Here is a 21,662-nt window from a genome sequence, read left to right on the forward strand (position 1 = left end):
ATTCAAATGAGAGGTCAGGATGCAATTGTGTCTGTTTTTAGGAGATATTGTGAACATTTTGTTACAAGTATTATACCACAATTGACTTTGAAGTAAACTCAATAATTGGAAAATGGGCCTTATTCCGTAGAAGGTGGATTTTTCTTTTTCTCTTCGTACAGCTTATGTTGGTTTAATAATTGCTTGTCATATCGCCACATAGGTCATTGAATTTTCCCCTTAATATCTGTAAAATAATCTTTTTAAAGGACTCATGATCGGTTGAATGAAAAGAGTATAGAGGAATTTTTTCCTATTGTTAGGATGAAAAGTATTTCATTTTTTGAAAAATGATTGGAACCTTTCGGAGGTATCTTCCGTCATATTTAAGGTGAGTTGCTTTTGTGAAAATTTCAATCTAATATAAATAAGGGCTTTTATGTTTTGTAATAAGGGTGGTTAGTTCATGAACAAGAGGAATACATCTCCATACTATCAAGGGGATTTAATTTTTATATTTTTAGCCTTCTTTGCCATTAGTGTCATTGCGATTTATGCTGCGGGTCAATTTGGACAGTATGGATCTAATGCATGGACGAGGCAGATTATTTACTACATGGTCGGCGTTATATGTATTGTAGCGATAAATTACTTTGATTTGGAGCAATTAGAGAAGCTAAGTCTCTATATTTTTATAGGTGGTATACTGCTGTTACTCTTTCTGAAAGTTGCTCCTGCAAAAATTGGAAGCCATGATTTTGCCCCAATTAAAAATGGTGCAAAAAGCTGGTTTGTAATACCAGGAGTTGGAACACTTCAGCCTTCAGAGTTTATGAAAATTGGTTTGATTATGATGCTTGCATCTGTCATCGGTAAGTCAAGCCCTAGAGGAAAACGGACATTAGAGGATGATATCTTCCTACTATTAAAAATTGCCGGGGTATCAGCCGTTCCAGTTGGGCTAATTTTCTTACAGGATGCAGGTACAGCAGCTGTTTGTATGTTTATTGTCGTTGTGATGGTGTTTTTATCAGGGGTCAATTGGAAGCTGATTTCTCTCATCGGTTCTGTGGTTGTGCTTTTAGTTGCCGCTGTGTTAGCCGTGATCATTCTCTTCCCTGATGTTGCGAAAACAATTGGTATTCAGCAGTATCAAATTAACCGGATTACCGCTTGGCTGCCTGATAGCTCTACATCAGCCAACCAAGCGCAGACTCAGGATTCGTCTGGGTCTGATAAATATCAAGTAGACCAGGCCATTATGGCTATTGGGGCTGGACAGATTTTTGGGAATGGGGTTAAAAACTTAAAAGTCTATGTCCCAGAAGCACAAACAGACATGATTTTCTCCATTATAGGAGAAGCCTTTGGTTTTATTGGCTGTGCGTTTGTTGTGATCATGTTCTTCTTCTTGATCTACCGGCTTGTCGTGCTGATTGACCGTATCCATCCTTATAGCCGATTTGCGTCATTCTTCTGTGTAGGATATACAGCACTTATTGTAATCCATACGTTCCAGAACATTGGGATGAACATCGGCGTAATGCCTGTAACAGGGATTCCGCTCCTATTTATCAGCTTCGGAGGAAGTTCTGTCTTATCTGTTCTCATTGGATTCGGAATTGCTTATAACGCAAGTGTTCAATTAACGAAATACCAAAGTTATTTATTTAAATAAAACGGGTAAGGGCAGTCTAAGCATAGACTGTCTTTTTTCATTCGAGTTTTAATTTTTGAAAAGCCATATGTCTTTGTCTTATGATAGGAGAAGTGAAGGAGGTCTTCGAATTGAACAAAACGATAGAAACGATATTAAATCATCGGTCCATTCGTTCGTTTACAGACGAGCGTTTGTCCGAAGAAGAGGTGCTGACACTCATTAAAAGTGCACAGGCTGCTTCGACATCAAGCTATGTACAGGCGTACAGTATTATTGGTGTGACAGATCAAAAGAAGAAGGCCAAGCTTGCTGAACTGGCTGGGAATCAGCCGTACGTTGAGAAGAATGGGCATTTCTTTGTCTTCTGTGCAGACTTGAAACGCCATGATGATATTGCAAAAAAAGCAGGGAAGAATCATCAGGAGGCGCTTGAGAATACGGAAGCCTTTCTCATTAGCGTCATTGATACGGCACTCGCTGCACAAAATATGAGTATAGCCGCAGAATCAATGGGACTTGGGATCTGCTATATTGGCGGTCTGCGCAATCAACTGAGAGAAGTCTCTGATCTGCTTGAAACACCATCATATGTGTTGCCGTTATTTGGTCTGGTTGTCGGACATCCAGCAAGTCAATCGTCACAAAAGGAACGGCTGCCAGTTGAACTCATTTATCATGAAAATTCATATCAGCAAGATGAAGCGCATGTGGATCGTTATTTAAAAGAATACGATGATCGTATTTCATCCTATTATGAAGAACGAACAAACGGAGAGAGAACAGATACTTGGTCTAAGCAGATGCTTCGCGGCTTTAGTCAGCCAAAGCGTGCCTTCCTTGGGGAATTTGTAAAAGAGAAGGGCTTTAATCGAAAATAAATAGAAATCCCCCTTTCGATGGAGAGAGGGGGATTTCTGTAAGAGGTGCAGTAAGATGAAATTAAGTATACTGGATCAATCTCCTTTAATTGGAGATGCAACTCCTGCTGAAGCCTTGAAGCAAACGGTTGAATTGGCAAAACAGGCAGAAAAGTGGGGCTATCACCGATTTTGGGTATCAGAGCATCACTTTTCAAACCGGCTTGCAGGATCGAGTCCAGAGGTGCTCCTCGGTCATTTATCAGCCGTTACGTCACATATACGTATTGGCTCAGGCGGTGTGATGCTGCCGCACTACAGCGCGTATAAAGTAGCAGAGAACTTCAGGGTTCTCGAGGCTCTCGCTCCTGGCAGAATCGATCTTGGGATTGGACGTGCTCCTGGCGGTATGCCGATTTCTTCCATTGCTCTTCATCATGGTGAACGAAAACGTCTAGGTGATCAATATCCTGAGCAAGTAGAAGAGTTGAAGGTCTATTTACACGACCTAGCAGATGAATTTTATCCATTGCCTCATTTAACCGCTTCTCCGAAAGTAGAGACTGCACCAGAGGTATGGATGCTTGGTTCCTCTGGAGGAAGTGCAAGACTTGCGGCGAAAGCAGGTGCAGGCTATACGTTTGCTCTATTTATCAATGGTGAAGGTGGAGAAGATTCTGTAGAACAATATATCAACCGTTTCGAACCATCAGCATTCGGTGAGAAGCCGCGCGTTAGTCTGGCGGTCTTCGTTTTATGTGCTGAAACTGAGGAACAGGCAGAAAAACTGGCAGTCAGCTTAGATTTATCCTTACTTGCCAATGAACAGGGGCAAAACCTCGGGGGATTTCCTTCATATGAAAAGGCACAAGCATATTCCTATAGTCCATATGAACAAAAACGTGTGGCAGCCAATCGTCAAAGAATGGTGGTTGGGACGCCATCTTCTGTGAAAAAGCAGCTGACGGCACTAACGAAGGCTTATCGTACAAATGAAGTGATCGCCGTGACCATCACTCACCGCATGCAAGACCGGCTCACATCCTATCGTTTATTAAAAGAAGCCTTTGATGCATAACGTATGTATGTCTAGTTAGCGTCCACGTAGCCAGTAGAGAGGGAAGAGAAGCATCATGATGAAAATAAACGAGGCTGTCATAAGTAAACTAAGCGGGTAAATAAAGGACACATAGACTGTCAGCTCGCATGTTTGATGAAAAGGACGAGGATGTTTCGTATATAAAAGGGTGAAAAAATACAACAGGGTGATCGTTAGAAAAAAAGCAGTAAAACAAGAAACGATCCATAGCAATATCAACATCAGTCTCTCTTTCCTCCATATATGATCGAAAAGCCTTGATGAGCTGATCCGCTCATTCAAGGCTTTTCTTGTGATTCACATTTATTCAGGGTAAATATCGAAAGGTTCCTTCGTTTGAACAGTGTCGGATTTTCCTTTCAAACTTGCATACGCAAGCATTGTATACTCACCAGATTCGAGCTTTTGACCTTGATTGATTGTGCCATTCCATTTTACGCGGTGTTCTCCTTTATCAACATGTTGATAAACACCTGCTTCACCTAAATACTCTCCATCTGTCGAGTAGACGAGGAATGCAAGGTTTTCAGCTCCGCCAGGCAGATAGCTGCTAATGACATAGCTTCCAGCACGGTTATCCGGCTCTACAGAAACCGAAGTGACGCGCGGATAATCAGGTTCTTTTACAATCAATAAAGTCGGAATCTCTGTGACCTTTCTGCCATTTTCGCGAAGGGTAATGCTACCTTGGTACGTTCCTTTTTTGGTTTTACCGTATTTCACTTGTACGGCGGAAGTAAAGGACCCTGTGGAATTCCCTTTGACAGTGATTTTCTTCGTTCCGTTTGTGCTGATGCCGCTGCCATCGAATTTGTAATCAATGGTGTATGTTTTCGGTGCTTTTGAAAGGTTCTCTACCTTGAATTTCTTCGTTTTGATTTGAACGCCTTTTTCTTTCAAGAAAGTGCCATAAGAATAACTCGCATCAGAAACGATAGATGACGCTTGGAGTGATTCGATGATTCGAACACTGCCTGTCCCTTGTGTGTTGTGAGGGAATGGGCTGCCGTTTGCATCGGATAGTTTTTCTGCTGTATTCATCAGCAATGCTTTAATTTGTGCTGTTGAGTAAGATGGTTTTGCTTGCTTAATGATCGCTGCAACCCCAGCCACATGCGGTGAAGCCATGCTTGTTCCTTGCTTTGATCCATATCCGTAAGGCTGAGAAGGATCGTGCGTTGGGATTGTACTCACAATGCTGACCCCTGGCGCTGATAAATCAGGCTTAATCATCCACGTATCCACAACTGGTCCGCGAGAGGAGAAGTCAGCGACTTGCTCACTAAGCTCTTTAACAAATTGAATGGAGAAAGTCGTTGTATTATTTCCAGCCTCAATGGCATTGACAAGCGCCGTTCCTTCAGCTTTTGATAGCTTAATCGTTGGAAGAGCAAGACCTGGTACATCGACTGGAATTTCCCCATCGGTGTTGTTATACATCACAACGCCGATTGCACCAGCAGCTTTTGCATTGTCGACTTTATCAACAAAGGCAATCGCTCCTCGCTCGATCACGGCAACCTTTCCTTTCACATCAATGTCTTCAAATGCTTTTTCGTCACCGATCCCTGCATGGACGAGTGTGACTTGTTTTTGGTCAAGTGCTTTTAAATCACTCTCTTGGTAGTAGCCCATCACTTTTGCAGTAGAATAGTTCGGGAATGTCACATTGTAAAGGCTGTAAGGAAGCTGAGTTGCTCCGACAGATATGGCATCTCTTGACGTGCCGGGAGATCCGACTGTCCAGCTGTTCGGACCGCTGTTTCCATTCGATGTGACAGCGACAACGCCTTCAGACATGGCCCAATCAAGTGCGATACTTGTAGCATAATCAGGGTTATTCACACTGTTTCCGAGAGAGAGGTTCATAACATCTGCTCCATCAGTAACAGCACGGTCGATGCCTGCAAGAACGTTTTCAGTTGTTCCAGAACCGCCTGGTCCAAGTACACGGTATGCAAGAAGTGTGGCATCCTTGGCGACACCTTTCATTTGTCCATTGGCAGCAATTGTCCCTGCAACGTGTGTGCCGTGGTCTGTCGATTCACCTCTAGGGTCTCCTTTAGGTGTCTCTTGCGGAGAATAATCGTTATCAACAAAATCATAGCCTTTGTATAAACCAAAGTTTCCTTTTAAATCAGGGTGGGTATAGTCAACTCCAGTATCAATGACAGCGACTTTTACCCCTTTTCCAGAGTAGCCGGCATCCCAAGCTTTTGGTGCACCGATAAACGGAGCGCTTTTATCCATAAGAGGGGAGACATCTTCATTTGGAAGCTGAATGCTTTCCTTTTTCACTTCATCTGTTTGATATGTAACGTCCGGATAAACGGCTTTGACTCCGTCAACTGCGAGCAGCTTCGGAATTTCGTTTGCAGGAAGTTTCATAGAGAAACCAGAGAAGACTTTTTCATATTCTTGACGAACACTCGCTTTATCAATTTCTTTGAGTGCTTCATTTTTTACTTTTGTTCGAGATTTTTTGAGGGAGGCTTTTGTTTGAGCTTTGCCTTCTTGCTTTGCTTCAACTAAAGATTTTTCCTTTAATTCAACAATGACAGTGGTATGTTTTCTAGATTTGACATTGATTTCACCGAAGATTTCTGCTTTTTCCAGTTCCACCTGTTTGTTCGATGGAGCGGCAGCAGCCTGTTGACCTGTAAAGAATGTGGATAAAACAAAAATAGTGGAGAACAATAGAACGGAAGAACGAGAGATGACCTTTTTCATTAATTTTCCCCTTTCTAGATGTGTTTTTAGGGAGATAGCCTTTCTTTTTGTGGATAAATAGGAAAGATTCACTGCCCGTTATTAAGTATTCAATACGATGAAAACAATTCCTTTACTAAAATGGTCTTATTTTACATAGTTATAAAGAACTATTTTGTTTATAAAGTCTCACTTATGCACAAACTCCTGTTGATAACTCAATTATTTAGATATATATATGGAAAACAAAAAAATCTCATACACAAAATCTAGTAATGGGGTGTTGATATGTGGATAAACCCTGTTGATAAGGTGTGCTTATCTTTTGGATATAGTGTGTATAAAATTTTTATTGAAACATCCTCGTACATGATGATCTTCTGCACTTTTCAACAAAACTTCTGAAAACTAGTTTGTTTTTTCACCCAGATTGTGACAAACCTCTCTTTTTTCTCGGGATATGATAGGAGCAGTTGTTTTGCTAGAACTGCTAGATTCTAAGAAAAGCGGAGGGATGTTCAGTGAGGAAATTCAAAAACTGGTTGAGTGTATGGTTTGGTTTCATGATGAATGTGCTTGTGAATCCTGGTGTGATGATGAAGCAGCAACGTTTTCAGGCAGCTGCAGTGGATGATCGTTTCTTTCAAATCGTGAAAGAGAGAGAGCTAGAGAAGCTGGCAGAAGTAAAGAACAAGAAGCGCAGGTCAGAAAGAGCGTTTAAGCAAAGTCTGATAATGCTTGATGAGAAGACGACGAGAGAGGCGCGTGCTGGTCCGCTCTTACCTTTACATGGGAGATGAAACAGGGTAAAATCCCACATAAGAAACGTTATCTGGTGGGAGAGGATACCCCTTGAAGATATATAAGATATTGAATAACAATGCAGTGGTTGTAAAGGAAGGTGATCAGGAGAAAATTGTGATGGGGCCCGGAATTGCTTTTCAGAAGGGGAAAAATGACGTCGTTCCCGTTCAAAAAATAGAGAAAATCTTTGTTGTGCGTGAAGAAAATGAGAAATTCAAACAAATCCTTGCAACATTGCCCGAAGCGCATATTGAGGTGGCAGAGCATATCATCAGTTATGCAGAGGGTGAACTGATGATGCCGCTTAGTGATCATATCCACATATCACTGACTGACCATTTATCCTTTGCCATTGAGCGTATTCAAAAGGGCATTTTGCTATATAATAAATTGCTTGGTGAGATCAAAGTCTTATATAAGCAAGAATATGATATTGGAAAGTATGCCATTCGTTATGTAAAGGAGCGGCTCGGGGTTGAACTGCCGGACGATGAGGCAGGGTATGTAGCACTCCATATTCATACGGCCAAAATGAATACGGAGTCTATGAAAAAGACCGTGAAATATACAACGATGATCAAAGAAATGATCGAGCATATAGAAAGCTATTTTCAGTATTCAATTGATGAGGATAGTATTTCCTATCAGCGGCTTGTGACACATTTGAGGTATGCATTAGGCAGGTTGGAATCAAATGAGGCATTTCAAATCATGGACGATGACATGCTGAGTTTTATCCAAACAAAGTATGATTTGGCTTACCAGTGTGCACGTGGACTCGCTGATTTGTTGAAAAATGAATATGAACTTTATCTCCCTGAATCGGAGATCGGCTACATCACGCTGCATGTCCAGCGTCTGCAGGATGCCGAATTGGTTTAGTGGTTGTGCCTGCATGCAGGCTTTTTTTTATGCACACTACTTTAATTAGTGTATATGGGTCAATAGATTCGAAAAAAGAGGTTGACGCAGGTCACGCTCTTATACTATGATGAAAGCGTAATCAAAATTTGATATCGTGGGATTGTGACTGTCAGGCAGGCAAGACCTAAAATTTGCGTAACGAGGGGACGTGTATGTCCTTTTATCGTTGGTGAATTTTAGGTCTTTTTTGCTTTAAAAAAGGAGGAGACAACATGGATTATCAAAAAACAGCCAAAGAATTAACAGAACTATTAGGTGGCAAAGAAAATGTCATCAGTGCCACGCATTGTGCAACAAGACTCAGATTGGTGATGAAAGATGAAGAGCTAATTGACAAAGATGCCATTGAGGAACTTGAAGGGGTAAAGGGGGCTTTCTCAAGCTCGGGGCAATTCCAAATCATTTTTGGAACGGGAGCAGTCAACAAAGTATATGAACCTTTTGCACGTGAGACTGGCCTTGAGACAGACGACGAGAAACAAAAACCTGTCAGCCATGATGAAGCAGTGAAACAAAAAATGAATCCACTTGCACGTTTTGCAAAGACATTATCAAATATATTTGTGCCGATCATTCCAGCCATTGTTGCAAGTGGTTTATTAATGGGCTTATTAGGCATGATGAAAGCCTTCAAATGGGCTGACCCAAGCTCCGCGATTTTTCAAATGCTTGATATGTTCTCAAGCGCAGCCTTTATCATTTTGCCGATTTTAATTGGGGTCAGTGCAGCGAAAGAGTTTGGTGGAAATCCATATTTAGGAGCCGTTATTGGGGGGATTATGATTCACCCGAACCTGCTCAACCCGTGGGGACTGACAGATGCGAAACCAGAGTATATGCATTTATTCAATTTTGATATTGCTCTTCTTGGTTACCAAGGAACAGTCATTCCAGTGTTATTGACTGTGTACATCATGTGCCTTGTTGAAAAGAATTTAAGAAAAGTGGTTCCGAACAGTATTGATTTACTTGTGACCCCATTTGTGACGGTGATTGTGACTGGATTTGTGACGTTTATTGCTGTTGGGCCGCTTGGAAGAATGCTCGGTACAGGAATTTCGAATGCACTGACATTTATTTATGATCATGCAGGGTTCTTAGCAGGACTCATTTTCGGAGGAGCCTACTCACTCATTGTGCTCACAGGGGTTCATCATAGCTTCCATGCGATTGAAGCTGGACTGTTGAATGATATTGGACGTAACTATTTGCTGCCAATTTGGGCGATGTCTAACGTAGCACAGGGCGGGGCAGGTTTGGCGGTCTTTTTCTTAGCGAAACGAGCGAAAACAAAGGAAATCGCACTACCTGCAGCTTTCTCTGCTTTCCTAGGGATTACCGAGCCTGTGATATTCGGTGTCAATCTCCGCTATCGTAAGCCGTTTATCGCCGCGATGATTGGAGGCGCATTAGGCGGGGCATTTGTTGTTTTCACAAAGGTAGCCGCCAACGCCTATGGTTTAACTGGTATTCCGATGATTGCGATTGCAGCGCCATTCGGTGTGCAAAATGTGGTGAATTATGTGATTGGTATGTTAATCGCTGTTGCGGTCTCATTTACTCTCACTATCATGTTTAAAGTAAAAGAAGTAGAAAAATAATCAAGGAGTGGTCACAGTCATGACAACAACTGACGCAGCACTTCGTCAAAAGGTAGTAGAACGTATTCGAAACTATGAGCATTTGGTGAAAAAAGATGTGTATCGCCAGCATTTTCATTTAATGCCGCCGGTTGGTCTTTTAAATGACCCGAATGGGTTGATTCAGTGGAAAGGGGTTTACCACATTTTTTATCAGTGGCAGCCATTCAAAACGGGTCACGGCGCAAAATTTTGGGGCCATTACACATCGACAGATTTAGTGAATTGGCAGCACGAGGAAGCCGCCCTTGCGCCAAGTGATTGGTTTGATCAAAACGGCTGTTATTCTGGCAGTGCAGTCATTGACGATGGACATATGTATGTGATGTACACTGGCAACGTTCGCGATGAACAAGGGAACCGCGAGACGTATCAATGTTTAGCGGTTTCAGAGGATGCCATTCATTTTCAGAAAAAAGGAGTCGTGGCGACGCTTCCAGATGGATTCACTGCCCATTTTCGTGATCCGAAAGTATGGAAGCGAAATGACCAGTGGTACATGGTTCTAGGTGCACAAAGCCTTGATCTGAAAGGGAATCTCGTCTTGTTTACCTCTGATACTTTAGACAATTGGACGTTTCAAGGCATCATTGCAGGCAGTGGGAAAAATGGATTAGAGGATTTCGGCTATATGTGGGAATGTCCAGATCTATTTGAATTAGATGGACGGGATGTATTGATTGTGTCGCCGCAGGGGCTCGAGCCGAATGGCTTAAAATATCATAATACACATCAATCAGGTTATTTTGTTGGGAAATTGGATGACCATACCTATCAATATACGCACGGAGCGTTTGAGGAGCTGGATCGAGGCTTTGACTTCTATGCGCAGCAAACCTTTCTAGACGAATCAGGCAGACGCCTTTTAATTGGATGGATGGGAGTGCCTGATCAAGGAGAAGAGCATCACCCAACGATTTCTTATCAATGGATACACTGCCTCACCATTCCAAGAGAGCTACGTTTAGATGAAGATGGACATCTGATTCAAAAGCCCGTCACTGAGCTTCAGGCGATGAGAACCAACGAACAAGAGCATGTTTTCCATATCAAACGCTCTGTTCAATCGATTCCTGTAGATGATATTACGAGTGCAGAGTTATTCATTGATCAAATTGATACACAAAAAGGGTTTGAATGCTGTATTCGTGCGGCAGCCCGTATCATTTATGATAAAGATGAGGGCAAACTGACATTAGAGAGAGAGCGATTTGAAGATCGAACAAAAGAAGTTCGAGAAGTGGCAATAGAGGAATTACACGACCTTCACATCTTGATCGATGCATCTTCAATTGAGATTTTTGTAAACGGAGGCAGAGAAGTATTGACTGCTCGTTACTTTCCTTCCCCGGGAAATAAATCAATCTCAATCAGTGGCAGAAATGAAACAAAACTTAAACTAAAAACATGGCATTTACAAAGAAAAGTAGATCAATGATCTGCTTTTTTTCTAGTGAATTCAGCCTGTATCTTAGGGGCTATATCATGTATATACAAGCGTTGTCAGAAGCGGTTTGATGACGTTTTACATATATGATAACAGGTGGAATTATGGTATCATTTTAAAATATATACAGCTGAGGCTGACGTTTATCCAAATGCGATAGGACAAAAAGGGGTTGTTTACTTGAATTCAAAACAGCAGCCGACGACTAGAAAACGCTTGGAGACAATGGCAGATCATGTTGAAGATAAACGTGAAGAATATAAAGAATTGCTCATTCAAGTCCAATCTATTCTCGGTGAACCTTCTCTAGAGCAGGAAGAATTAAAAGAGAAGCTGTCAGATACGTATAAACAAATGAAAGAATATGCCTTATTTGTTGAATCTATTGAAGCCTTTATTCGAAAAATGGCGAAAGAATCTGATCAGCAAAAGTAGGTATGAATGTATCGTGAAAAAGTATACCTGTGTATGGGTATGCTTTTTTTAGTCAGATCATTAAAAATTAAAATGAAAGCGTTGACATTTATTTTGTTATGATACAAAATAAATGAAAATTCATCTCAGCTTATACAGGAGGAACGATATGAACCATGCAACCAAGAAATATTTGATTACCGCTATCATTGTCCTTTTTTCTATGAGTTTTCTTAGTCCTTCCGTTTCATCTGCTCGAACCCCGCACACGTCATTTTTTACACCTACCGCTTCCTTACCATCTGGTCAATATTATCGTGCACAAGAGGTGGCTCTCCATTCTCCGGTGCCAAAAGCTACTTTGTATTACACAACAGACGGCAGTCAGCCGACATCTCAAAGTCAGCGGTATAAAAAGCCTATTCATATTGATACCAATACAACTTTAAAAGTAAGCGCTTACAAAAATAAGCACTACCTAGCTACTTCTACGTACAAATATCGTTTTGTCACACGAGAGGATATTGCATCATCTTTTTTATCTTTTGAATATCAAGGAATGCCTTATCGGTTGTACATTCCGACAAACCATAAGAGGGGTAAAGCTTATCCTCTAGTCCTATTCTTACATGGAGGCGGGGAAAGAGGGACCGATAATCAAAAGCAGTTACTTGCGAACGATGGTGCAGTTTTATGGGCTTCTCCTGAAGTTCAAAAGAAACATCCTGCATACGTACTAGCACCTCAGGCGCGAAATACTGTGGATGGGGGCTTTGCTTTAACAAGAAATGCGCAAAATGAAATCGATCTGAAAAATGTATTTCAATTTTCACCAGATTTACACAAAGCCTATGAAGTGCTTCAGCATGTGTTAACTTCTTATAAGATTGATCAGAAAAGGATTTATGCGACTGGTTTATCTCAAGGCGGATTTGGCTCGTATCAGTTGAACATCACATATCCTCGTTTGTTTGCAGCGATGATTTCTATTGCCGGTGGTGCTGATCCAAGCAAGGCGGGAATTTTAGCACACAAGCCAATATGGGCATTTCATGCAGAGGATGATTCCATTATCCCTATCAGCTATGCGAGAAATACAATTCAGGCTATTCAAAATGCTGGTGGAAGGCCAATTTATACGGAGTATGAAAGCAAGTATGGGTATGATCATGCATCATGGACGCCTGCTTATGAGACCAAAGGATTAACCGATTGGTTATTTGCACAGAGACTCAGCTTACGATAAACAAAAAAACCGATTCATCCAAAAGACGAATCGGTTTTTTCTATTCTACTTATCAAAACGATGAGCAGAATGCTTTGTTGGTCCGATGTATTTATTTAGCTGGAAAGAGCCTTTGATGGCAGCTGTGATGAATTCTTTTGCTGCATAAATGGCTTCTTTCACGTCTGAGCCGTTTGCCAGTTCAGCTGTGACTGCTGCTGAGAATGTGCAGCCCGCGCCGTGTGTGTATTCTGTGTCGATCTTATCTGTTTCAAGTCGTTCGAAGGTTTGTCCATCATAAAGCAAATCGATCGCTTTATCTGGGCTTAGCTTACCGCCTCCAGTGATGACCACATACTTGGCACCAAGTTCGTGAATGCGTTTTGCTGCTTCTTCCATTTGTTCAATCGTTTTGATCTCACCGATTCCGCTTAATTGACCTGCTTCGAAAAGATTAGGCGTAATGACGGTTGCCAGTGGCGTAAGCTTTTCGCGCAGTGCTTCAGCGTGCTCTGGATATAGCACTTCGTTCGCACCCTTACAAACCATAACAGGATCAATGACGACATTTTTTAGGTCGTATGTTTTGATGGTGTCCGCTGCAAGTTCGATCACGTCGACTGTTGGGAGCATACCTGTTTTCAGCGCATCTACCCCAATGCCTTCTACAATGGTAGAGAGCTGCGCACGGATCGTCGCCGTATCAATTGGAAACACCTGATGATCCCAATGGTTATGAGGGTCCATTGCAACGACAACGGTTAAAGCTGTCATCCCATAGACGTTTTTCTCTTGAAACGTTTTTAAATCTGCTTGGATACCTGCACCGCCGCTTGAATCCGAGCCTGCGATGGTGAGTGCTTTATTCATAGACATAGTTGCTGAACCTCCAATGTGATGTGTAACAGTTACTGTTCTATCCCTTATTATAATCAGCTTTTCCATTTATCACAATGAAACGACATAAAAAAGCGTTCCACCCTAGGAAGAACGCCTTTCCCCTTATCTTTTACAAATCACCAATTTCCCCATTTTCAGTTCGTCTAAAAGTGTTAAGGCTAATTCCTGATCGGCGCCAACTGACATCATTTTGGCCATGAGCTCGTCATCCCGAGTGCGGATGACATTGGCCATTTGATCTAAAATCCCTTGATCGACCGCTGTCATGCTTTTGGCATTCGTATGCTCTGTGACGGTATCAGAGCGTTCTGGATCGTACGCAAAAACAAAAATATCATCCTTTGCTGAACGTATTTGTTCAATGGTCTGTTTTGCTTCTTTGCTATTTTCTACTGTGAAATGTTCCATCGTCATCACTCCTTTTCATCAAAAATTCCCATTTTTCCGTCACATCAAACCGCCTTTTATATCATGAGAAGAACGTCATTTTATGTTTTAATGGAAAAAGACGAATCTATTAAAGGAGTAAGCTGAATATGAAGATTTCCTTATTAATTGTGACACATAACCGGCTCAGCGCACTGTGTGAGCTGCTTGAATCTATTACGAGACAAACCGTACAGCCCTTTGAAATTGTGGTTGTGAATGATGCAGGAGAGCGTGTCGAGGTCATTCAGGAACTCTATCCCGAACTTCCGATCCGCTTGATCCATTTAGATGAGAATGTCCAGCATGTGAATGCTAGAAACGTGGGGGTGCGGGAGCTGACAGGCGATGTCATTATGCTTAGTGATGACGATGATTATTTTACACCTTGTCATATTGAACGGATGAGTAAGGCGCTGGAGGATGCCGATTTTGTCTTTTCTGATGCAGAAATTGTGTCATTTGAAAAAAAAGGCACGACCCGCTTCCCGGTGTCAAGACGTCTGTTTGCGTATACAGCTGCTATTGAGGATATGCGTGTCTTTTCTACATATGTTCCTTCCGGCAGTATGTACAAACGCTGTATACACGATGAGATTGGCTATTTTGATCCAGCGATGCATCATTACTGGGATTGGGACTTTTTCTTACGTGTCACGCAGCATGCCCGGGTCAAACGAGTGCCTGCTGCCAGTGTGATCTATGCGTTCTTTGACGGCGGTGGAAATCAGTCTAGTGACCTTGGTGAGACAAGAAAGAACTATTTAGATGATTTAAGTGAAAAGCATGGGCTGGGCGATTTGCCGACAGCGAACTTTGCTGTCTTATTAGAAGAACCAGCGATGAAAAAGCGAGAATCAGAGAGTGAGATTGTGTGGGATGGAAAACCGATGATCTCAAGACTGGCACAGCAGACACAAGGAGGAGAACCCCAATGAAGCCATTTTTAAATGATAGCTGGTGGGCTGTGATGAAAAGTGAATTTGAACAGCCATATTATCAGGAATTACGTGAATGGATGAAGGAAGAATATCGCACGCAGACCGTTTTTCCGAAACCGGATGACGTTTATCGTGCGCTTCATTTGACATCATATGAAGAGGTCAAAGTGGTGATTTTGGGACAAGACCCTTATCATGGCCCAGGACAGGCACATGGATTAAGCTTTTCTGTCCAGCCTGGCGTGAAGCATCCACCATCGTTGAGAAATATTTTTCAGGAGCTAAAGGATGATCTTGGCTGTCCTGTTCCAAATCACGGCTCACTTGTGAGCTGGGCAGAGCAAGGTGTGCTGCTCTTAAACACTGTGTTGACCGTAAGAAAGGGCGAGGCGAACTCGCATAAAGGCAAAGGCTGGGAACGTGTGACAGACCGTGTGATAGATGCGCTGAATGAACGTGATCAGCCCGTCGTTTTTGTGCTGTGGGGAAGACATGCTCAAAATAAGAAAGAACGCATTGACCAAAACAAGCATTACATCATTGAGTCACCTCATCCAAGTCCTTTTTCAGCAAGAAACGGCTTTTTTGGCAGTCGTCCGTTTTCAAAGGTAAACGCGTATTTAAAGCAAATGGGGACAGAAGAAATTAATTGGTGTATCCAAGATATTGAATAAAAAGAGGACGAGGGGATAGACCCTTCGTCCTGTTTATTTTAAAAATTTACGAACCAAGTCGAGTCCGTTTTTCGCATTTGGATAACGGAAGGAAAGATCGAAGCGATTGGTTTGGCGTAGAACGCTTTTTTCATGCGTAAAGGTAAAAAAGCTTTCTTTCCCATGATATCGTCCCATGCCGCTTTCACCCACGCCTCCGAATGGCAGGTAAGGAGTAGCGACATGCATGAGCGTGTCATTGATACATCCTCCGCCAAATGAGAGATGGTCTAGAATATAGGATTCTGTTTCTTTACTTGTTGTAAATAAGTAAAGCGCAAGCGGCTTCGGTCTTGCTTTGATCATATGAGTTGCCTCGTGCAGAGAATCGAAGGTCATGACAGGCAGAATCGGTCCGAAAATTTCCTCCTGCATGACGGGATCTTCCCATGTGATGTGGTCTAAAATGGTCGGTGCAATTTTGAGCTCGTCTTCGTTGCGCTGTCCACCCGTAACGACCGTTCCATTTGAGAGGAATTGTGAAAGCCTGTCAAAGTGACGCTGGCTGACATTTTTCCCAAAGTGCGGATGTGTTTCGGGTTGTTCACCATAAAAGTCACGAATGCAGGCTGTCATTTCCCGTAAAAGTTCCTCTTTTATGGATTCATGAACAAGCAAATAGTCTGGCGCAATACACGTTTGACCGGCATTGGTAAATTTGCCGAACGTGATTCGTTTTGCCGCTAATTTGATATCTGCATCAGGCATGACGATGCAAGGGCTTTTTCCGCCAAGTTCGAGTGTGACAGGAGTCAAATGCTTTGCGGCGGCTTCCATGACGACTTTGCCGACTGCCACACTTCCTGTAAAGAAGATATAATCAAAGGGCAGTTTCAACAGCTCTGTACTCACATCTACACCGCCTTCTACGACAGTGGCATGGTCTTCTTGAAATACAGGTTCGATTATTGCACTGATTACTTCTGAAACTTGCGGCGTCAGCTCAGACGGTTTTAAAATAACGGCATTCCCCGCAGCAATGGCACCAACTAATGGAGAAAGAGCCAATTGGAAAGGATAGTTCCAAGGAGCAATGATGAGCACACTGCCATAAGGTTCCTTTATAATCATGCTTTTCGACCCGATATGAGTGAGAGGCGTGCGCACGCGTGTTGGCTTTGCCCATTTGTGGAGGTGCTTGATGGTATGATTGATTTCTTCATACACCATCCCGATCTCAGTTGTATAGGCTTCCTGTTCGGATTTATGTAAATCATGGGCCAAGGCTTGTAAAATATCCTCCTCATGCTGTTTGATGGCTGCTTTTAAGTCTTTAAGAAGACGGATGCGTTCTTCAACCGACGGCTTTTGAAAGACTTTTTGTTTCTGAAAAAGAGCAGTGAGCTTATCCATTATTCAATCCTTTCATAAACGATACTGTTTCTTTTATTATGTGTGAAGGGCTATGTCGGGTCAAATAAGAGAGGCGGGAGCAGACTGCTTTGAAAAAATGAACCCATTTCGGTTGTTCATTTGGTAAAATAATGTTGAAAAGAGACTTTTTTAGATTGGAGGGTCTACCCTTGAATATTCATATATCAAGCCTGCTCCAAAAAATGGATGAAGCGGTTCAAAAGGCGAAACAAAGTGGAAATGATGAAGAGGTGAAACGTCAAGTGGCGGCGATTTCTTCACTATGTGATGTCATACTCGATGCACCATCACAGGTGCAAATGCCGCAAACGCCGGTGATCTCGCCACCTTCTTCGATACAGACACCGTCCGCGCCGCCCGTATCCTCAGATCAAGCGATGCTTGAGAAACTGATGGGTGCGAGTGGTGCGAAGAAATTTCAGCATCAAGAAGAGGGGCAAAAAGAGAAGGATGGGAACGGCGACTCTATCTTTGATTTTTAATGGTCTTGTCACGACAAAGGGAAGGTGATCGGTTTGAAACTATTTTTGGGCGCCATTCAGTGGATGGCATTTTTTATCGCAGCTTCTATTGCTGTACCAATTGCGATTGCACAAGCATTTGAATTGAACCAAGTGCAGTCAGCGGAGCTGATTCAAAGTACATTCTTTTCACTTGGTCTTGTGGCGATGGTGCAATGTTTATGTGGCCATATGCTACCGATCAATGAAAGTCCAGCGGGGCTTTGGTGGGGTGTGTATACCCTTTATGCAGGTATGACAGGAACCATCTTTGCGACGTATCCTGAAACCCTGCAAGCCTTACAAGGAGCTTTAATTTTTAGTGCTGCTTTCTTTTTTATTTTTAGTTTATTTAAAATCATTAATTGGCTCGCGTCGTTATTTACGCCAGTCGTCACAGGTATTTATTTGCTGCTATTAGTTGTCCAGTTAAGTCAGCCGATCATGAAAGGGCTGATGGGCATCGGCTATCGGGGAAATCAGGTGGATGGACTAGTCTTTTGCTTGTCGATCTTAATTATTGTCCTGACCTTCATGATCAGCCGCTCAAAATGGCATTACTTAAGGCAGTTTTCTGTGTTGTTTGCCCTTGCAGGAGGTTGGTTGTTATTCGCTCTACTCGGGCTGGCAAAGCCGGTTCGAATTCCAGAAAAAATTATTGAGTTTCCGAAGATTTTCCCATTCGGAACGCCAGTCTTTGACAGTGGATTGCTTGTCACGTCCTTTTTCATTACGATATTACTCATTGTGAATATGCTGGCAAGTATTCGAATTGTGGAAAGTTCAGTGAAGGCATTTGGTGAACTGCGTGAGCGGAAGAGAGCTCGTCCGGCTGGTTTTGTTGCAGCATTTGGTCACTTACTGAGTGGATTGATCGGAGCGATTGCGCCTGTACCTATTTCCGGGGCAGCAGGATTTATCCAGACAACGAAAATTCCATCGAGAAAGCCTTTTTTCATAGGAAGTTTGCTCATTGTACTCATTAGTTTATTCCCACTGCTCATGAGCTTTTTCTCCGCATTGCCATCACCTGTGGGGCTTGCTGTAAACTTTGTGGTATTCTCCTCAATGATTGGAATTGCGATGTCTGAGTTCGATCAGTATGAGAAAGAAGAAATTCCGCGGATTCGCTTTGTCTTAGGAATTGCCGTTTTAGCAGGTGTAGGGGCGATGTTTGTACCGCAGGGAGCCTTGAAAGGCATGCATCCTGTGCTTATTTCATTATTAAGCAATGGACTTGTTCTAGGAACACTCATTGCGATCGCGGTCGATCAAGTTCTGTTACGAAAGAAAAAGAAATCCGACAATCTCGTGTCAACGTAAAGGGAAAGTTGAATATCGTCTGTCACCCGCGCTATGATAAACATAATTGACGAGATAAGGAGAATGACGAATGAAACTATTTTTCATTTTAGGTGCGATGAATGCGATGTTAGCTGTTGGACTCGGAGCCTTCGGTGCGCACGGTCTTGAAGGGAAAATTCCTGAAAAGTATATAGAGATTTGGAACAAAGGGGTTCAATATCAAATGTTCCATGCGATAGGACTATTTATTGTCGCTTTTCTTGCAGATAAGCTGTCAGGTGTTTCTCTAGTTCCAACCGCTGGCTGGGTCATGCTTGCAGGCATCCTTTTCTTCTCAGGCAGCCTTTATGTCCTAGCATTGACTCAGGTGAAGATTCTAGGTGCCATTACCCCAATTGGTGGGTTGGCATTTATCGCTTCTTGGATCATGCTTGTTATTGCAGCAGCAAAAAATTTATAAGCCAAAAAACCGATGCTTTGAGAAGGGCATCGGTTTTTTCTTAATTCCAGTAAGGAGCGTAATTCGGTGGTGCTTGATAATATGGAATGTAGTGAGATGGAGGGACAGGGTTCGTTTGTACTTCCTCTTCCCTGTGGCAAAATGGCCCGATAAAAGCACTTGGCTTCACAGGCTGAATCGCCTGTTTCCACTGTGTTTCGTTCATGCAATACGTATGTGCCATGATGTGAGCAGGGGTGAGGGTGAGAAGGTCTGAGCCTAGGATCACTTCTGGCGTAGATGCGTTAAAAATGGCTAACAAATGAGTTCTGTCTTGAAGGGCAACTTCGTAGTGCCACCAGCCTTGAGGTACGTTTGCCACCTGTCCAGGGTTGATGGTATAGGTGTGCAGTTTTTTTGTAAATGGATTCAGCATCGAGACGGCAGCAGAACCGGCTATACAATAAACAAGCTCTGCGGCATTTTGATGATAATGAGGCTCTACGACTTTGCTTTTACTCAAATATATATCCAGCAGCGATACTTGATCCAACGAATTTAATTGTTTTTTCCCTAAAACGTTAATCAGGTTATGCTGATCGTATTTCACAAGTGGGCTTTGATTCAGATCGTATGAATATTTCACATTTGGCGATGTATAATCTAGCTCAACAGTCATGAATGTCACCTCTAGGCGTTTGATAAAAACTACTAGGCATCTTATGAGCAGTTCTCTAGAGGTGTGACAAAAACCTACTCAAAAGAAAAAAGCAAGGGCACCTGCTCCTTGCTTTTTGTGTGGCGTTATCTACCTCGGAGAATACGTGGACATAGAGTATGGATAGTCGTATTGAATTTCCCCATCAAACGTAATGTAATCAAGATAGATCGTTAATAGTAAGTATCGTGTTCCCGTCTTGTTATCGCTAATAATAATGTGGTCACGTCCTGCAGCTTCAATGACGCCTCTGAAAATCTTCGAGTTCCACTCCTTACTTGCCTCAAACGTCATATAAATCGTGGCTACCTTGCCGCGGTTCAATCGTAAAATATTTTCAATATAGGACTGTTCGATTGGCAGCTGACCAGTGACATTCTGCTGATAAATGGGTCCAGAAGGAATTTGATACGGCTGCCCGCTGCTCTGCATGCCCTGCCCCCCTTGTGAAGAACCAGTAGACGGCATTGGTGAAAATCCCTGCTGCATTTGTCCTTGCATTTGACCCTGCGTTTGGGGAGGGACTGAATAACCCATCTGCTGCGCAGGATACGGATTTGCTCCATATTGTTGCTGGCGAAAATCTTGACCTTCGAAACCCGAACCTTGCCCAAATTGATTTTTCAATTTCATAACGTTCCTCCTCTTTCCTCATGGTGTTCTAAACAGAAGGCGCTTAAGCACCTGTTGTTTCCATAGCATTCTTTCTCTCTTTCACACTATGAGACAGGTGGGCAGAATATGTACATTGAACGAAAAAAAGGAACTGCGGTGCAGTTCCTTAGGCGCGGGCAAACCCTCGCATTCTTTGTCAAGTCTGTGCTTCGTTGCTTACGAATATGATGTGAAATCTTCCTTACATCATCCAATTTACAGCGCGCTGGACATCAAATAAAAGAGTCATGATAAGAAAAAATACCGCAAGCGGTGTGATCACAATGAGAAAGGCTTGCCATAATCTGAGCTTCATCACAGCGACAATGCCTAAAACGGTCATTCCAAATATCCACGTCTTCGCATAAGCATCAATCAGAGGCAACAGACTAAGATAATACCAAACTCCATAATGCTGATCTAAATAGGGTGAGATTTTGACAAACGTATACGGACCGAGCAATCCGATCGTAAAAATCCAACTGAGTGCAAATAAAGAGGAAGGGAAAAAGATTGTCAGCGTGCAGGCTTTGAGTACATCTAGATATGCCGTTTGACTGCCGAAAAAAAGACGCCCTAACCACTTTAGGATGAGTACACCGAAAAAAAGACCGAGATTGCCTGCTAGAATACCATATCCCGCACCTTGTAACAGAATAAAAGGGAATGGAATATGATTGCCCATATAATCGCTAAAATACCCTTCGTAGACCCAGCCTGTACCAGCGATACTTGCAAGGAGCATCATCAGCCAAATGGGAATAGAGGAATGTTGATATGAGCGAATAATCGTTTTTGTTGCGACGAAAATTTTGAAAAATCGAAAAAAACCTTTTGCTTCCTCTTCTTGGGAGTGATCATTCTTCATAGATTCCAATGTTCTTTACTCCTTTAATACACACAAATGATTACTTATATTACCAAAAAGTTCGCG

21 protein-coding genes are annotated in these 21,662 nt (G+C 42.5%); 14 read left to right on the forward strand and 7 right to left on the reverse strand.

The features are described 5' to 3' along the window. Nucleotides 1-445: 445 nt before the first annotated feature. From GPS65_RS01260 to GPS65_RS01270, 3 genes are all read left to right on the forward strand, one after another. Nucleotides 446-1,657 carry an FtsW/RodA/SpoVE family cell cycle protein gene (locus tag GPS65_RS01260; protein ID WP_012011666.1) on the forward strand — a complete coding sequence of 404 codons (1,212 nt, stop codon included), beginning with the start codon at nt 446-448 and terminating at the stop codon, nt 1,655-1,657. Nucleotides 1,658-1,767: 110 nt separating this feature from the next. Beyond that, nucleotides 1,768-2,517, forward strand: a complete 750-nt coding sequence (gene nfsA / locus GPS65_RS01265; RefSeq protein ID WP_012011665.1) for an oxygen-insensitive NADPH nitroreductase — start codon at nt 1,768-1,770, stop codon at nt 2,515-2,517. A 55-nt stretch (nt 2,518-2,572) separates the two neighbouring features. Continuing rightward, nucleotides 2,573-3,574 (forward strand): LLM class flavin-dependent oxidoreductase, encoded by a 1,002-nt coding sequence (locus tag GPS65_RS01270; protein WP_119125545.1) that lies wholly within the window; start codon nt 2,573-2,575, stop codon nt 3,572-3,574. Nucleotides 3,575-3,898: 324 nt separating this feature from the next. Here the strand turns inward: GPS65_RS01270 and GPS65_RS01275 are convergent, their stop codons facing one another. Next, on the reverse strand, nt 3,899-6,325 hold the full coding sequence (locus tag GPS65_RS01275) for a S8 family peptidase (protein WP_161985299.1): 2,427 nt from the start codon (nt 6,323-6,325) through the stop codon (nt 3,899-3,901). A gap of 500 nt (nt 6,326-6,825) precedes the next feature. Between GPS65_RS01275 and GPS65_RS01280 the strand changes: the two genes are divergently transcribed. The 6 genes from GPS65_RS01280 to GPS65_RS01305 all read left to right on the forward strand — a co-directional run bounded on the left by GPS65_RS01280 (nt 6,826) and on the right by GPS65_RS01305 (nt 12,779). Beyond that, nucleotides 6,826-7,104 carry a hypothetical protein gene (locus GPS65_RS01280; RefSeq protein ID WP_012011661.1) on the forward strand — a complete coding sequence of 93 codons (279 nt, stop codon included), beginning with the start codon at nt 6,826-6,828 and terminating at the stop codon, nt 7,102-7,104. Nucleotides 7,105-7,156: 52 nt separating this feature from the next. Next, the gene (locus GPS65_RS01285) at nt 7,157-7,990 is read left to right on the forward strand and encodes a PRD domain-containing protein (RefSeq protein WP_119125542.1); all 834 of its coding nucleotides are present in this window, start codon (nt 7,157-7,159) and stop codon (nt 7,988-7,990) included. 254 nt (nt 7,991-8,244) lie between these two features. Next, on the forward strand, nt 8,245-9,633 hold the full coding sequence (locus GPS65_RS01290) for a sucrose-specific PTS transporter subunit IIBC (RefSeq protein ID WP_012011659.1): 1,389 nt from the start codon (nt 8,245-8,247) through the stop codon (nt 9,631-9,633). A 19-nt stretch (nt 9,634-9,652) separates the two neighbouring features. Then, on the forward strand, nt 9,653-11,110 hold the full coding sequence (locus tag GPS65_RS01295) for a glycoside hydrolase family 32 protein (RefSeq protein WP_119125541.1): 1,458 nt from the start codon (nt 9,653-9,655) through the stop codon (nt 11,108-11,110). A 189-nt stretch (nt 11,111-11,299) separates the two neighbouring features. Beyond that, nucleotides 11,300-11,554, forward strand: coding sequence for a hypothetical protein (locus tag GPS65_RS01300; RefSeq protein ID WP_008359596.1), 255 nt, complete (start codon nt 11,300-11,302; stop codon nt 11,552-11,554). A gap of 148 nt (nt 11,555-11,702) precedes the next feature. Then, a complete protein-coding gene (locus GPS65_RS01305; RefSeq protein ID WP_119125540.1) occupies nt 11,703-12,779 on the forward strand; it encodes a chitobiase/beta-hexosaminidase C-terminal domain-containing protein in 1,077 nt (358 codons plus the stop codon). Nucleotides 12,780-12,824: 45 nt separating this feature from the next. Here the strand turns inward: GPS65_RS01305 and GPS65_RS01310 are convergent, their stop codons facing one another. Together GPS65_RS01310 and GPS65_RS01315 are read right to left on the reverse strand one after the other, a co-directional pair. Continuing rightward, complete coding sequence (locus tag GPS65_RS01310) at nt 12,825-13,634, reverse strand: bifunctional hydroxymethylpyrimidine kinase/phosphomethylpyrimidine kinase (protein WP_119125539.1); 810 nt, start codon at nt 13,632-13,634, stop codon at nt 12,825-12,827. Between the two features lie 126 nt (nt 13,635-13,760). Continuing rightward, on the reverse strand, nt 13,761-14,066 hold the full coding sequence (locus tag GPS65_RS01315; RefSeq protein ID WP_119125538.1) for a YflT domain-containing protein: 306 nt from the start codon (nt 14,064-14,066) through the stop codon (nt 13,761-13,763). A 128-nt stretch (nt 14,067-14,194) separates the two neighbouring features. Between GPS65_RS01315 and GPS65_RS01320 the strand changes: the two genes are divergently transcribed. Together GPS65_RS01320 and GPS65_RS01325 are read left to right on the forward strand one after the other, a co-directional pair. Further along, nucleotides 14,195-15,022: a glycosyltransferase family 2 protein gene (locus GPS65_RS01320; protein ID WP_012011652.1), complete on the forward strand. Its 828-nt coding sequence runs from the start codon at nt 14,195-14,197 to the stop codon at nt 15,020-15,022. Further along, a complete protein-coding gene (locus GPS65_RS01325) occupies nt 15,019-15,699 on the forward strand; it encodes a uracil-DNA glycosylase (protein WP_012011651.1) in 681 nt (226 codons plus the stop codon). Before GPS65_RS01320 ends, GPS65_RS01325 begins: the two co-directional genes overlap by 4 nt. A gap of 33 nt (nt 15,700-15,732) precedes the next feature. Here the strand turns inward: GPS65_RS01325 and GPS65_RS01330 are convergent, their stop codons facing one another. Continuing rightward, nucleotides 15,733-17,091 (reverse strand): aldehyde dehydrogenase, encoded by a 1,359-nt coding sequence (locus GPS65_RS01330; protein ID WP_119125537.1) that lies wholly within the window; start codon nt 17,089-17,091, stop codon nt 15,733-15,735. 170 nt (nt 17,092-17,261) lie between these two features. Here GPS65_RS01330 and GPS65_RS01335 point away from each other — a divergent pair, with 170 nt between their 5' ends. From GPS65_RS01335 to GPS65_RS01345, 3 genes are all read left to right on the forward strand, one after another. Beyond that, complete coding sequence (locus GPS65_RS01335) at nt 17,262-17,594, forward strand: YwdI family protein (RefSeq protein ID WP_012011650.1); 333 nt, start codon at nt 17,262-17,264, stop codon at nt 17,592-17,594. A 33-nt stretch (nt 17,595-17,627) separates the two neighbouring features. Continuing rightward, the gene (locus GPS65_RS01340; RefSeq protein ID WP_012011649.1) at nt 17,628-18,935 is read left to right on the forward strand and encodes a purine/pyrimidine permease; all 1,308 of its coding nucleotides are present in this window, start codon (nt 17,628-17,630) and stop codon (nt 18,933-18,935) included. A 70-nt stretch (nt 18,936-19,005) separates the two neighbouring features. Then, nucleotides 19,006-19,377 carry a DUF423 domain-containing protein gene (locus GPS65_RS01345; RefSeq protein WP_012011648.1) on the forward strand — a complete coding sequence of 124 codons (372 nt, stop codon included), beginning with the start codon at nt 19,006-19,008 and terminating at the stop codon, nt 19,375-19,377. Between the two features lie 40 nt (nt 19,378-19,417). Here GPS65_RS01345 and GPS65_RS01350 read toward each other — a convergent pair whose 3' ends face one another. The 3 genes from GPS65_RS01350 to GPS65_RS01360 all read right to left on the reverse strand — a co-directional run bounded on the left by GPS65_RS01350 (nt 19,418) and on the right by GPS65_RS01360 (nt 21,605). Further along, on the reverse strand, nt 19,418-20,035 hold the full coding sequence (locus GPS65_RS01350; RefSeq protein ID WP_012011647.1) for a cupin domain-containing protein: 618 nt from the start codon (nt 20,033-20,035) through the stop codon (nt 19,418-19,420). Between the two features lie 129 nt (nt 20,036-20,164). Next, the gene (gene gerQ / locus GPS65_RS01355) at nt 20,165-20,707 is read right to left on the reverse strand and encodes a spore coat protein GerQ (protein ID WP_012011646.1); all 543 of its coding nucleotides are present in this window, start codon (nt 20,705-20,707) and stop codon (nt 20,165-20,167) included. 223 nt (nt 20,708-20,930) lie between these two features. After that, nucleotides 20,931-21,605 (reverse strand): YIP1 family protein, encoded by a 675-nt coding sequence (locus tag GPS65_RS01360; RefSeq protein ID WP_012011645.1) that lies wholly within the window; start codon nt 21,603-21,605, stop codon nt 20,931-20,933. Between the last annotated feature and the right edge of the window lie 57 nt (nt 21,606-21,662).

The sequence above is a fragment of the Bacillus pumilus genome (genome assembly GCF_009937765.1).
GTDB lineage: Bacteria > Bacillota > Bacilli > Bacillales > Bacillaceae > Bacillus > Bacillus pumilus_O.

Coding starts and splice junctions, on each gene's coding strand:
- GPS65_RS01320 (WP_012011652.1), top strand. CDS start 14,195: ATGAAGATTTCCTTATTAATTGTGACACATAACCGGCTCAGCGCACTG.
- GPS65_RS01295 (WP_119125541.1), top strand. CDS start 9,653: ATGACAACAACTGACGCAGCACTTCGTCAAAAGGTAGTAGAACGTATT.
- GPS65_RS01325 (WP_012011651.1), top strand. CDS start 15,019: ATGAAGCCATTTTTAAATGATAGCTGGTGGGCTGTGATGAAAAGTGAA.
- GPS65_RS01275 (WP_161985299.1), bottom strand. CDS start 6,325: ATGAAAAAGGTCATCTCTCGTTCTTCCGTTCTATTGTTCTCCACTATT.
- GPS65_RS01330 (WP_119125537.1), bottom strand. CDS start 17,091: ATGGATAAGCTCACTGCTCTTTTTCAGAAACAAAAAGTCTTTCAAAAG.
- gerQ (WP_012011646.1), bottom strand. CDS start 20,707: ATGAAATTGAAAAATCAATTTGGGCAAGGTTCGGGTTTCGAAGGTCAA.
- GPS65_RS01315 (WP_119125538.1), bottom strand. CDS start 14,066: ATGGAACATTTCACAGTAGAAAATAGCAAAGAAGCAAAACAGACCATT.
- GPS65_RS01260 (WP_012011666.1), top strand. CDS start 446: ATGAACAAGAGGAATACATCTCCATACTATCAAGGGGATTTAATTTTT.
- GPS65_RS01350 (WP_012011647.1), bottom strand. CDS start 20,035: ATGACTGTTGAGCTAGATTATACATCGCCAAATGTGAAATATTCATAC.
- GPS65_RS01270 (WP_119125545.1), top strand. CDS start 2,573: ATGAAATTAAGTATACTGGATCAATCTCCTTTAATTGGAGATGCAACT.
- GPS65_RS01290 (WP_012011659.1), top strand. CDS start 8,245: ATGGATTATCAAAAAACAGCCAAAGAATTAACAGAACTATTAGGTGGC.
- GPS65_RS01345 (WP_012011648.1), top strand. CDS start 19,006: ATGAAACTATTTTTCATTTTAGGTGCGATGAATGCGATGTTAGCTGTT.
- GPS65_RS01310 (WP_119125539.1), bottom strand. CDS start 13,634: ATGTCTATGAATAAAGCACTCACCATCGCAGGCTCGGATTCAAGCGGC.
- GPS65_RS01305 (WP_119125540.1), top strand. CDS start 11,703: ATGAACCATGCAACCAAGAAATATTTGATTACCGCTATCATTGTCCTT.